The sequence below is a fragment of the Ruegeria sp. CF1 genome, from assembly GCF_056537445.1.
Genome location: NZ_JBQFRN010000008.1, coordinates 94,550 through 106,449, shown reverse-complemented (window position 1 = coordinate 106,449; position 11,900 = coordinate 94,550). Strand labels below are relative to the sequence as shown.

Below are 11,900 nucleotides of genomic sequence, written 5' to 3'. Positions count from 1 at the left end.
TTCACGGTATTAATACCAGTTTCCCGGGCAAGGTCTTGGACATAAAATCCTCTTGCGCCTGAACAATGTCACGCAACGGGTAGGTTTTTGAGACCAAAGGCCTGATCCGACCTGCATTCATCAGCACAACAAGTCGGCCAAAGACTTCGGGAGGCTGATGGGTGCAGCCATGGATTGTGATGTCGCGCAGATAGATGTCTCGCAAATCGGCGCTGACGATGGGGCCAGCGATTGCACCTGACACCGCATAGTGCCCGCCGGGTTTCAGCGCCAGTATGAGATCGGGCCAAGCCGAGCCGCCCACCACATCGATGACGACATCGAACATATCCTTCGGCAGCTGCGCATCCCGGTCAAAGGTTGCCGACGCCCCCTGCGCTTTGACCACATCCGCCTTGGCAGCACTTGTCACCCCCCAGACCGTCGCTCCTCGTAGGGCCGCGAGCTGGATCGCGGCGAGGCCCACACCGCCTGAAGCCCCTGTAATCAGCACTGTGTGGCCTGCCGATACACCAGCGCGAGTCAGCAGGTTTTCTGCGGTCCCAAACGCGCAGGGAATAGCGGCGATTTCCACGTCTGATAGGGGCGAGGCGGTCACATCATAGAGATCACCCGCGTCGACCAGACAGTATTGGGCAAACGCTCCGTCGATTTCTGAACCAAGCGCGATAAAACCATGCGGTCTACCCGGCCCCGGGCGTGGCAAGTTGATAGGACAGGTCACGCGTTGGCCGGGCTTGAACGCTGCCCCCGGTCCAACCTCTTCAACAATCCCACACAGATCACCGCCTTGGATGCGGGGAAAGTGCAGCGCACCTCCCCACCCGCCGGCCTCAACCTGCTGATCTACCGCATCCGTCGATTCTGTAACATCCGACGAGTACCAGCCGATCCGCGTGTTGATGTCGGTGTTGTTCACCCCGGCAGCGGCGACGCACACCAGAACCTGCCCTGGACCGGGGGTCGGAACGGGGACGCCTTCCCGCCATTCCAACACCTCAGGACCTCCATGGCCAGTCAGATATACGCCTTCCATCTGCCGGGTCATATCAGCGCCTTTCTGTCGTAGGGGTCAGGCCCTCAACCGTTCATTTGCAGGATCCCAGAGCGGCTGATCCTCCTGAACAACAGCACGACATTTCTGTCCGTAGATTTCAACCTCTAGCTCAGTTCCCGGGACAGCCAGATCTGCGCGCACCATGCCCAGCGCGACCGAGGCACCAATGCGATACCCCCACGCACCCGATGTGGTTTCACCCACGATCTCATCACCGCTCCAGATGCAGGACATGTAAGGCGCATCGACCTCACCTGCGTCCACGATCAGAGTGACAAAGGACTTTTTAACGCCTTGCTGTTTTTCGTTCTGAATGGCTGCTTTGCCAACAAAATCCTGCGGTTTATCGAGCTTGACAAAGCGCCCCAAACCACCTTCCAGCAGAGAGTAATCCGTGCTTAGGTCGCCTTTCCACGCGCGATAGCCTTTCTCGATCCGCAGCGAATTCAACGCATACATGCCAAAGGGTTTCGCTCCAGCGGCCAGCACAGCTTCGTAGATGGCGGGCATCGCATCATTTTCAGCATGGATTTCCCAACCCAACTCACCCGCGAAAGATACGCGGATCAAGAAGGCATCCTGCCCGGCCACTTTGGCGAATTGGTGGGTCAGCCACCCTTGCTGCAAATCTGCATCGGTGATGCCGGACAATACGTTCCGCGTCATCGGTCCTGTCACGATCAGTGTGTCGCGCTCGGTTGTGGTTTCCCGAACGGTCACACCTTCGGGCACCGAATTGCGGATCAAATCACCATCGTGCCACTGTGCCGTGGCAGCAGTGATTAGGACGAAATTGTTCTCAGCCAGACGGATACAGGACAGCTCGGTCAGAATGCGCCCTCTTTCATCCGAGACATAGATCAGATTCATGCGCCCTGCTTTAGGGATACCTCCGGTACAGAAGCCACGCAGCCAGTCATCCGCCCCCTCGCCTTGTATCCAGAACCGCGAGAAGCCCGGCAGATCCAGCACCCCGCAGTGATCGCGCACGGCTTCGCATTCTTCTTTGACCCGTTGCTCCCAAGGGCCCGAACGTCCCCAGGTATGGGTGGCTTCCAGTGACGTGTCATCGCCGGTTTGCGCAAACCAGTTTGCGCGTTCCCAGCCGTTGTACGCGCCCATGACACCGCCCAATTCCTTGACCTTGGCGTGCACAGGCGAGACCTTCTTGTCGCGTGCGGCAGGCCATTCGTGATGTGGGAAATGCATGGCGTATTCGTTGCCGTAGACCTCCATCCCTTTCTGATTGCAATAATCCTGATCGGTGTAGTCGGTGTAACGACGCGGATCGACCGCCCACATATCCCATTCGGTGTGACCATCGACGATCCATTCGGCCAGAACTTTGCCTGCACCACCACCTTGGGCGATACCGAAAGTGAAGGTATGAGCCTCGAACGCGTTTGTCACACCCGGCATCGGGCCAATCAACGGCAGACCATCTGGCGCATAGGGGATCGGGCCATTGATGACGCGACCAACGCCCGAGGTTGCCATCAGCGGAACCCGTTCCATTGCATCGGTGACGATATCCTCGATCCGGTCCAGATCATCATTCCACAGTTGGAAGCTGAAATCCTCGGGCATCGGGTCATCCTTGGTCATCCAGTGGCCCTTGCAATTGGGCTCATAAGGGCCAAGGTTGAAGCCATTCTTCTCTTGCCGCAGATAGTACGAGATATCGACATCGCGCAGCAGCGGTAGCTTCTTGCCACCGTTTTCTTTCGACCACGCTTCGATTTCAGGAACTTCGTCGGTCAACAGATACTGATGGCTCATGACCATTGCCGGGACGGTTCGGCCGCCAAAGGGTTTGAACCATTCCCCTACGCGCTGCGCATAGTAACCGGCGGCGTTCACCACATAATCGCAGGCAATATCACCCTTTTCGGTATGCACGGTCCATGTGCCGTCGTCCTGCTGTGTCACACCGGTTGCCGGGCAGAATCGGATAATCTTTTGCCCCATATCCCGCGCTCCCTTGGCCAGAGCCTGAGTCAGCTGCGCCGGGTCAATGTCACCATCGGTCGGGTCATACAGAACGCCTTCAAGATCATGGGTCTCCAGGAAAGGATAGCGTTCCTTGGCCTCTTCCGGAGTCCACATCTCCATCGGGATGCCTTGATAGCGGCCCATAGACATGGCCCGTTCGAATTCCTGCATCCGCTCCTTGCTGTGCGCCAGACGAATTGACCCGGAAACGTGGTAGTTCATCGGATAGTCGACCTCGTCCGCGAGGCGCGAATACAGTTCGGTCGAATAGCGCTGCATGTTCATGATCGCCCACGAGGTCGAAAACGTCGGAACGTTACCCGCCGCGTGCCATGTCGAGCCTGCGGTCAGTTCGTTCTTTTCCAGCAGAACACAATCCGTCCAGCCCTTCTTGGCCAGATGATACAGCGATGAACAGCCCACAACGCCGCCGCCGATGATGACCACACGGGCCTTGGTTGGAAAATCACTCATGTGTTTGGTTCCCTATTAGTGTGCCCGCTGGGGCAGGTCGTCTTTGATGTCATAGTAATCGCCCTTGTCCGCAACGAAGATGTGCTGGGCGAGTTTCAACCCGGTCGGCTCATCCAGTGAGCCCACGGAAATTGCGATCGTGTCCTCGTCATTGTGCTGCCAGAAGAGGAACGAGCCACAAGCGCGGCAAAATCCGCGCTTGGCAATGTCAGAGGCGCGATACCAGCCCAGCGTTTCGCTGGTGGTAAAGCTGAGATTGTCCTGTTGCGTAACGGTCGAGGCCCACAGGTGACCCGACTGTTTGCGACACTGCCCGCAATGGCAGGCATTTGGTGGCGTGAGGTCTCCGTCAACAACAAAAGCGACCGCGCCGCACAGGCAGGAACCGGTATGCATATCCTTACCCCCTCGCTGTCGGCGTCGAACTGGCACCCAGCAAAACGCCATAAATGATGAAACAGGTCGCCATCACGCGGCGTACCCAGATATTAAACACCGCCCCCAACGCAGCCTTGCCCATCAGCGCCCCCAGCGAAGTGAACCCGGTATAGCTGAGCGTCGTGATGACCAGTGCCGTCGGCATGATCACCGCCATCTGCTGCCAGATGGGTACATTCGGCTGCACAAATTGCGAAAACGCCGCAAGGTATCCGGCGACGCTTTTGGGGTTGATCGTGGCAACAGCCAACGCGTGAAAGTAAACATGTCGCGCCGGACGCTCTGACGCCGGAGCGGGTTTCGCTGCGTTCATCCAACCGCGAATGCCCATCCAGATCAGAAACCCGGCCCCGATCAGCTTGGCGACAAAGAAACCTGTTGGCGACGCGGCAATCAACGCTGTGATTCCCACAGCCGAGAGGATCAGGAACACACACGCCTGAGTCAAAATAGCCAAGACACCCAACATAGCCTTGGAGAACGGCAGGCTCATCCCATTTGAGATGCAATTGACCGCATTAGGCCCCGGGGTGGTAACGAACACCACCCAGAACAGGGCGAATATGGTCCAGGCCTCGAAACTCATCAGTACACCGGTGGGGCGATAACCCAGATGGCCACAGCGGGCTCATCAAAGGGGTTGGACCAAGTGTAGGGCTCGTGCTTGATCCGGAAGCTATCGCCGGGGCCGACCTGAAAGCTGCGCGAGCCGATCGTCAGTTCCAGACGGCCTGAAACCATATAGCCGACTTCCTGCGTCGGCCGGTTTGCCGGGGTCTGCATCTGCGAATGCGGCTCAAAGGTCGAATGCACCATCTCGAAATCATCGGTCAGGTCAGGCGAAAGCAGTTCTTCGATCAACCCTTCTTCGCCAGAGCCCATCGGGCGACGGGACCCTGCCCGCACAATATACCCTTGCTCATCCACCGGCGCAGCGGAATGGGCAAACAGCATCGACATCGGCACACCCAGACATTCGGCAATCTGGCGTAGATCCGAAATCGACGGCTCGGACATGTCACGCTCGACCTGGCTGAGCCAGCCAACGGACCGATCCAATCGGTTGGCGATCTCGGTCAGAGTCAGCCCGCGCGCCTTGCGCAGTGCGCGCAGATCGGCACCGAGGGATGCGCTATGAGGGGCTTGCGAATTCAAGTTGCGCTCCGAGTCTGCGTGAAATTTTCTGTTACTTTTTCACGGTGCCTCGAATCGGTGAAATTTCCAAGCATTTTTTCACTTGGGTCTGCAAATTTAGTTGGCTATGCACGGTCCATGTGGATTGCCGTAATCTATCTTTGGGCCATTAATGCCCTGACTTTGATAGCGTTTGGCTGGGATAAGCTGCGCGCGCGCCGTAGAAGGCGACGCATCCCCGAGCGGCGCTTGTTATGGTTGGCGGCACTAGGTGGCAGCTTGGCCGCGCTACTGGGTCGCTGGATCTTCGGGCACAAGACCCGCAAGCGCGGTTTCTCGGCTTGGCTATACACGATCACAACGTTTCAGGCCGGGCTTTGCTATCTGATTATGTCCCGAGATCTTGGCGCATTTTTGCGATAGGTCGGAACCCTCTAACGCGCAAATACATCCGTTAGAATAGCACCAAGTGCGGTCGCATCATCTTTGGTAAACGCGTCGGGCTGGTCGCTGTCGATATCAAAGACAGCGATCACGTTACCATTCGCATCCCGCACCGGTAGAACCAACTCGGACCGAGTGGATGACGCACAAGCGATATGGCCGGGGAAAGCATCTACATCCGAAACCAATTGCACTTGCCCTGAACGGGCAGCCGCACCACACACACCGCGTTCAAAAGGGATTACTAGGCAGCCATGCCCCCCCTGATAAGGCCCGATCTTTAGCACTTCGGGCTCAGTTACGCGGTAAAATCCCGTCCAGTCGAATCGGTCGTCCGAGTGATGCACTTCGCATGCCACCGTAGCCATCAATGCAACCTCGTCGGTTTCACCGTCGGTCAAGGCGGCTATGGTTTTGGCGAGTGTGTCGTAGTCGGCTTTCATGTTGGTAGACCTTGCATCCGGGGAACTGCGGGCGCTGCCGCCAATTCCCCGAGTATTTGCAAAAAGACAAAGCGTCAAACGCGTTCTATTGCGATGGCCGTCCCTTCTCCGCCGCCAATGCAGATTGCAGCGACACCGCGCTTGAGATTTCGCTTTTCCAGCGCATTGAGCAGCGTGACCATAATCCGAGCCCCCGAGGCACCTATCGGGTGGCCAAGCGCACATGCGCCGCCATTCACATTCACGATCTCACGGGACAAGCCCATTTCGTGCATGAAGGCCATCGGTACCACGGCGAAGGCTTCGTTAACCTCCCACAAATCGACATCCTCTTTTTTCCAACCGATACGGTCCAACAATTTCTGCGCTGCCGGAACCGGAGCAGTTGTGAACAGCCCCGGTGCCTGCGCGTGACTGGCGTGGCCAAGAATTCGTGCGCGCACGGTCAGGCCCTGCTGTTCTGCCGCCTCTGCCGAGGCAAGCACAAGGGCGGCTGCGCCATCCGAGATCGAAGAAGAATTGGCCGCCGTTACCGTTCCATCCTTGCGAAAGGCTGGTTTCAATGTGGGTATCTTCTCGGGCCGCGCCGATTTTGGTTGCTCATCCGCGTCCAGCACAACCTCGCCTTTACGAGTCTGAATCTTGACCTGTGTAATTTCCTGGTCGAACGCATTATTTTCCTGCGCGGACAGCGCGTTCGAAAGCGATCGCAGGGCGTATTCGTCCTGCGCCTCGCGCGTGAACTGATAGGATTCGGCACAGTCCTCGGCAAACGTGCCCATAAGCCGACCTTTGTCATAGGCGTCTTCGAGCCCGTCCAGAAACATGTGATCGACGACCTGCCCATGTCCGATCCGGGCGCCACCGCGCATCTTGGGCAGCAGATAGGGCGCGTTGGTCATGCTCTCCATCCCGCCAGCGACCATGGTCTGAGTATGGCCCAAAGCGATCTGATCAAACGCGATCATTGCGGCCTTCATGCCTGAACCGCACATTTTGTTGAGCGTTGTGGCAGGTACATCTTCTCCCAGACCGGCGGCAAACCCAGCCTGACGCGCCGGGGCCTGTCCCTGGCCGGCAGGCAGGACGCAGCCCATCAGCACCTCATCCACGGTCCGAATGCCAGCACCCTCCAGCGCTGCGCGGATAGCAGCACCGCCCAGATCAGCAGCGGCGACGCCGTCAAACATGCCCTGAAAGCCGCCCATTGGTGTACGCGCGGCACCTGCTATCACAACCTCGTTCATCCGAAATCTCCTTGAACTTTCCAGCCTATGGATACCGAATGGTAAGAATTACCGTCTAGCGTATTTCTACCATCATTTTGCATTGCCAAAGGCGGACGAACATGGGGCTCAGCAGCGAGATCACCGGCGAGACACAGATAATATCCGTTCATTGTGATCGAATTGATGCCGCGATGGCGATTCAATTCAAGGAAGATATGCGCGCGGAAACCCAAACCCCTGCCAAACGGGTGGTGTTGGATTTGTCTTCTGTCGAATTCATCGACTCCAGCGGTCTGGGCGCCATTGTCGCCTCGATGAAACAATTGGAGAAAGGGCGCAGATTGGATCTGGCCGGGTTGCGCCCGATCGTTGAAAAAGTGTTCCGCCTGACCCGCATGGACACCGTGTTCAGACTTTTCAAATCGCTGGATGAGGCGATCGGCGCTGGTGCAGACTGACGACCGGCAGAGGTGGAACAGCGTGTGCTCGAATTGCAAACAAAACTGCCTGGAGGTGAGCTTTCCCGCGACACAAGCGCAGGCCAGCGCAGGGATCGCGGCATTGAGCGCACGGCTGGCGGCGCAGGGATTGCCGGAAAGCAAAGCAGATGACGTAAGAATCGCGCTGACCGAAGCGATCAACAACGTGGTCGAACATGCCTATGCCGGGGTGGCCGCCGCTGACGTTCAAATCGATTGCTCATTATGTGCAAAGAAGCTGGTGATTCAGATCACCGATACCGGCGACCCGATGCCTGAATTGCGGATACCGAGCGGCACTCCACCATCTGTCGACACTGCTTTGCAGGACCTGCCCGAGGGCGGCTTTGGCTGGCACCTGATTCATCAACTTGCCAGCGACATACAATATGAACGCAAAAGCGGCGGGAACCTGCTCTGCTTGCGGTTCGACTTTGACGAGATGCCCTAGCAGGCATCAAATGGCCACAATAAGGCCTAGATCGAACCATTGTCGCGCCGCAAACAAAGGTCATAGGTAAGGGGTAGCTCAGATAGCTTCCCTCGGCGCCTAGCGTCACAGCCCCCACCCAGTGAGCGGCGCCGAGGACCTCCTTCCTCTGATAGCATTGGACAATTCCCAGCTGCGGCTTAGTGTCTGCGTGTTTGCAGAAGGAAAGACCCATGCGCGATTTTCACAAGACAGGCCGTTCTGAAGTTTTGGCAACCGAAGGGATGTGCGCAACGTCCCATCCGTTGGCCGCCAAAATCGCGCTGGATATTCTGCAGCAGGGCGGCAATGCCATGGACGCAGCCATTGCAGGCGCAGTGCTTCTGGGAATTTGCGAGCCGCAAATGACCGGCTTGGGTGGAGATTGCTTTGTTCTGTACAATCGCGCAGGCGAGCAGACTGTTCGCGCACTAAACGGTTCGGGTCGGGCCGCGGCAGCAGCGGATGCACAGGCATTGCGGGATCGCGGTTCAAATTCGGTTCCCGAGACCAGCCCGGATGCCGTGACAATTCCCGGAGCGGTTGAGGCATTCTGCCGTTTAGCAAAAACCGAAGGTCGGCTGGGCCTGGAAGCAATCTTGCAACCCGCAATCCATTATGCCGAGTCAGGTGTTCCGGTGGCTCCACGCGTTGCCTTTGATTGGAAGAACGGCGCATCCACCCTGCAAGGCGCGGCCCGTGATCATTACCTGATTGACGGCAAACCCCTGCAAACCGGGCAGGTTTTTCGCGCCCCCGGTCAGGCAGAAGTTCTTCGGCGCGTGGCCCAACACGGTCAAAAGGCATTTTATTCTGGTGAGATTGTCGATGACATGCTTGCGGCCCTGTCCGATCTGGGTGGAGTACAGACTGCGCAGGATTTCGCGGCCGTGCAAAGCGATGAAACTGTGCCCGTCAGCGGAGATTATGGCGGTGTCGAACTGGTCGAGCACCCACCGAATGGTCAGGGCGCGACGGCAATCCTGTTGCTGAATATCTTGAAGCACTTCGATCTGGCCGCAATGGACCCTTGGGGGGCTGAACGCGTACATATCGAAGCCGAGGCCAGCAAACTGGCCTACGACGCACGCAATCGTTTCATCGCCGATCCCGACCACAGCACGCGGATGGCTCATTTTCTTGCACCTGAGACAGCCGCCCAACTTGCCGCGCTAATCAATCCGAAACGCGCCATGGCTGCCGCCGCTCCGCTGACCGAGTCTGTTCACAAAGACACCGTCTATATCACCGTGGTTGACCGGGATCGCATGGCGGTTTCACTGATCTATTCGATCTACCACGGGTTCGGGTCGGGCATCGCTTCGGAAAAGTTCGGCATTTTGCTGCAGAATCGGGGGGCGGGTTTCAACCTCGAACCCGGTCATCCAAATGAGCTTGCCGGTGGAAAGCGACCAATGCACACAATCATACCGGGAATGTTGCGCGCCCAAGGCCCCATCGCGATGCCCTTTGGTGTCATGGGAGGTGCCTATCAACCAACCGGACACGCGCGGTTAGTGTCAAATCTCACGGATTTCGACATAGAGCTGCAGGAAGCCATCGATGCGCCTCGGGCATTTGCAGATGGGGGCGTTCTGAAAATTGAGCGAGGCTATTCCGATGCCGTTCTGCAACAATTATCCGATATGGGGCACACTGTCCAAATACCGGAAACGTCTCTGGGTGGTGCGCAAGCCATTCGAATCTGTTCAAACGGAGTTCTGGAAGGTGCTAGCGATCCCCGTAAAGATGGTTGCGCATTAGGCTACTGACACACGCCATTATGACGGACATATTCAGTTCAACTGAAAGTGCAGCGGATAAGATCCATCCTGAAACGGGCCGAACATGTTGGGGATATCGGGATGGTCTACCGGCTCACCCGATTGGTCCTCAACCAGATTTTGTTCTGAAACATAAGCGACATAGAAGGATTGATCATTCTCAGCCAGCAAATGATAGAACGGCTGGTCCTTCAGCGGGCGACTATCTTCGGGTATGGCCTGATACCATTCCTCCGAGTTCGAGAATTCCGGATCGACATCAAAAATAACCCCTCGAAAAGGGTGTCTACGGTGTCGAACCACCTGTCCCAGGCGGTACTTGGCTTGTGTCTTTAGCATTGTTTCGGCCCCCAAAGCATTTAGTACATCTTTTCGGGCAGAAAAGCCAACCAATGAGCTGAAATTCGGGGAAACAGTCTGTGAACCTACTCCTAACAGTGTTCGAAATCGTTGCCCCGGTGTTCCTTCTGGCCGGGATCGGATTTGCATGGGTCAAGCTTGGGTTCGAGTATCGGTTACAATTTGTCACGCGGTTTGCGGTGACGCTTGCAGTGCCCAGCCTGATCTTCGTAGCTTTGATGCAAACCGACATTCCTGGCGGTGAATTGACCGTTTTCACGCTCGCTGCGATTGCATCACATGTTGCTTTGGCGGTGGTTTTCTGGGTCTTTGTACGTGTCTCCGGGCTTGAGCAGCGGACCTATCTGTCACCTCTTATCTTCGGTAACACTGGGAATCTGGGCCTGCCTTTGTGCATCTTTGCCTTTGGGCAGGCTGGGTTGGGTTTCGCGGTGATCTTTTTGGCCGTAACCGCTCTGTTTTCTTTTACCTACGGTATCTATCTGGTCGCGGGGCGCGGCGCCTTTGGCAAGGTTCTGCGCGAGCCGATGGTCTGGGCCACGCTGCTGGGGGCATTGTTTCTGTGGCGTGGATGGCAGACGCCACTGTTTCTAACCAACACGCTGGAACTGTTGGGCCAGATGGCGGTGCCTATGATGCTGATCACCCTTGGGGTCGCGATTGCACGCCTGACAACACAGAAGCTGCAACAGGCTATATGGTTGTCCTTGCTGAAACTCGCGGTGTGCTTCGGGTTGGGCTGGGTTCTTGCCATCAGTTTTGAACTGGGCCCTGTGGCTTTCGGAGTTTTAGTTTTGCAGATGTGTACCCCAGTCGCTGTCACCTCATACCTGCTGGCAGAGCGGTTTGAGGCGGATTCAGATGCGGTTGCAGGCATGGTCATGGTCTCGACCGTGCTATCGGTTGCCGCACTGCCTATAATTCTCGCTATTATTCTGTAACGATTGTGATTTCCTCAGAGCTCAATCTGCGCTAGAATAAAGAAAAAAGGCACGAGGCACATGAGCAGAATTCTTTTCGTACTCTTCGGGGTGCTGCTTTTGGCATCCTGTGGTGGCGGGTCCAAACAGCCACCGAGCAGACTGAATGACGCGTGCAGCATTGCGCGCGAAAAACCCGATTATATCAAGGCTTTCAAAAGCACCGAGCGCAAATGGGGTGTCCCCGTTCACGTTCAGATGGCCACGATTTACCAAGAAAGCCGTTATCGCGCAGATGCGCGCACACCGCACAAATACGTGCTGGGCGTCATCCCGATGGGTCGCCAAAGCAGTGCTTACGGCTATGGCCAGGCACTTGATGGCACGTGGGAGCAGTATCAGCGCGAAACCGGCAAACGCCGCGCCAAGCGGGATCGCATCCGTGATGCGTCAGATTTCATTGGCTGGTACATGAACAAAAGCTATGAGCGGAACGGGATTCATCCCACCGACGCGCGTAACCAATACCTGGCCTATCACGAAGGGCAAACCGGCTACGCGCGCGGCAGCTACAACAGCAAATCTTGGCTGTTGAACGTTGCGAATGATGTAGACGCCCGAGCGCAACTGTATCAGGCGCAGCTGGCGAACTGCCGTTACTAAACAAACCCTGTCAG

14 protein-coding genes are annotated in these 11,900 nt (G+C 56.8%); 6 read left to right on the top strand and 8 right to left on the bottom strand.

What is annotated here, in order from left to right:
- Position 1 precedes the first annotated feature (1 nt).
- From ACRZ96_RS14860 to ACRZ96_RS14840, 5 genes are read right to left on the bottom strand one after another with little or no spacing between them, the layout of a single operon-like run.
- Positions 2-1,048, bottom strand: a complete 1,047-nt coding sequence (locus ACRZ96_RS14860) for an alcohol dehydrogenase family protein (protein WP_480771698.1) — start codon at positions 1,046-1,048, stop codon at positions 2-4.
- A 24-nt stretch (positions 1,049-1,072) separates the two neighbouring features.
- Entirely contained in the window at positions 1,073-3,523 is a 2,451-nt protein-coding gene (locus ACRZ96_RS14855; protein ID WP_170508875.1) for a GcvT family protein, read from the bottom strand.
- A gap of 15 nt (positions 3,524-3,538) precedes the next feature.
- Positions 3,539-3,919 (bottom strand): GFA family protein, encoded by a 381-nt coding sequence (locus ACRZ96_RS14850; protein WP_170406643.1) that lies wholly within the window; start codon positions 3,917-3,919, stop codon positions 3,539-3,541.
- A 4-nt stretch (positions 3,920-3,923) separates the two neighbouring features.
- A complete protein-coding gene (locus ACRZ96_RS14845) occupies positions 3,924-4,547 on the bottom strand; it encodes a LysE family translocator (protein ID WP_480454449.1) in 624 nt (207 codons plus the stop codon).
- Complete coding sequence (locus ACRZ96_RS14840; protein ID WP_170425828.1) at positions 4,547-5,116, bottom strand: XRE family transcriptional regulator; 570 nt, start codon at positions 5,114-5,116, stop codon at positions 4,547-4,549. The genes ACRZ96_RS14845 and ACRZ96_RS14840 overlap by 1 nt, the downstream gene beginning before the upstream one ends.
- Before the next feature lie 117 nt (positions 5,117-5,233).
- Between ACRZ96_RS14840 and ACRZ96_RS14835 the strand changes: the two genes are divergently transcribed.
- The gene (locus tag ACRZ96_RS14835) at positions 5,234-5,518 is read left to right on the top strand and encodes a DUF1294 domain-containing protein (RefSeq protein WP_480705836.1); all 285 of its coding nucleotides are present in this window, start codon (positions 5,234-5,236) and stop codon (positions 5,516-5,518) included.
- A gap of 11 nt (positions 5,519-5,529) precedes the next feature.
- On the opposite strand, the gene ACRZ96_RS14830 is transcribed toward ACRZ96_RS14835, so the two are convergent.
- Together ACRZ96_RS14830 and ACRZ96_RS14825 are read right to left on the bottom strand one after the other, a co-directional pair.
- Positions 5,530-5,982 (bottom strand): GAF domain-containing protein, encoded by a 453-nt coding sequence (locus ACRZ96_RS14830; RefSeq protein ID WP_480567892.1) that lies wholly within the window; start codon positions 5,980-5,982, stop codon positions 5,530-5,532.
- Positions 5,983-6,056: 74 nt separating this feature from the next.
- Positions 6,057-7,229 carry an acetyl-CoA C-acyltransferase gene (locus ACRZ96_RS14825; protein WP_170508881.1) on the bottom strand — a complete coding sequence of 391 codons (1,173 nt, stop codon included), beginning with the start codon at positions 7,227-7,229 and terminating at the stop codon, positions 6,057-6,059.
- Between the two features lie 101 nt (positions 7,230-7,330).
- Here ACRZ96_RS14825 and ACRZ96_RS14820 point away from each other — a divergent pair, with 101 nt between their 5' ends.
- The 3 genes from ACRZ96_RS14820 to ggt all read left to right on the top strand — a co-directional run bounded on the left by ACRZ96_RS14820 (position 7,331) and on the right by ggt (position 9,931).
- Complete coding sequence (locus ACRZ96_RS14820; protein WP_480590898.1) at positions 7,331-7,669, top strand: STAS domain-containing protein; 339 nt, start codon at positions 7,331-7,333, stop codon at positions 7,667-7,669.
- A gap of 55 nt (positions 7,670-7,724) precedes the next feature.
- Positions 7,725-8,141 (top strand): ATP-binding protein, encoded by a 417-nt coding sequence (locus ACRZ96_RS14815; RefSeq protein WP_480814787.1) that lies wholly within the window; start codon positions 7,725-7,727, stop codon positions 8,139-8,141.
- A 212-nt stretch (positions 8,142-8,353) separates the two neighbouring features.
- Positions 8,354-9,931: a gamma-glutamyltransferase gene (gene ggt, locus ACRZ96_RS14810; RefSeq protein WP_480814786.1), complete on the top strand. Its 1,578-nt coding sequence runs from the start codon at positions 8,354-8,356 to the stop codon at positions 9,929-9,931.
- Between the two features lie 24 nt (positions 9,932-9,955).
- Here ggt and hspQ read toward each other — a convergent pair whose 3' ends face one another.
- Positions 9,956-10,282, bottom strand: coding sequence for a heat shock protein HspQ (gene hspQ, locus ACRZ96_RS14805; RefSeq protein WP_170398818.1), 327 nt, complete (start codon positions 10,280-10,282; stop codon positions 9,956-9,958).
- Positions 10,283-10,362: 80 nt separating this feature from the next.
- On the opposite strand from hspQ, the gene ACRZ96_RS14800 reads away from it, so the two are divergent.
- Positions 10,363-11,244: an AEC family transporter gene (locus ACRZ96_RS14800; RefSeq protein WP_170646737.1), complete on the top strand. Its 882-nt coding sequence runs from the start codon at positions 10,363-10,365 to the stop codon at positions 11,242-11,244.
- A 60-nt stretch (positions 11,245-11,304) separates the two neighbouring features.
- Positions 11,305-11,886: a transglycosylase SLT domain-containing protein gene (locus ACRZ96_RS14795; protein WP_170425842.1), complete on the top strand. Its 582-nt coding sequence runs from the start codon at positions 11,305-11,307 to the stop codon at positions 11,884-11,886.
- Positions 11,887-11,900: the final 14 nt, after the last annotated feature.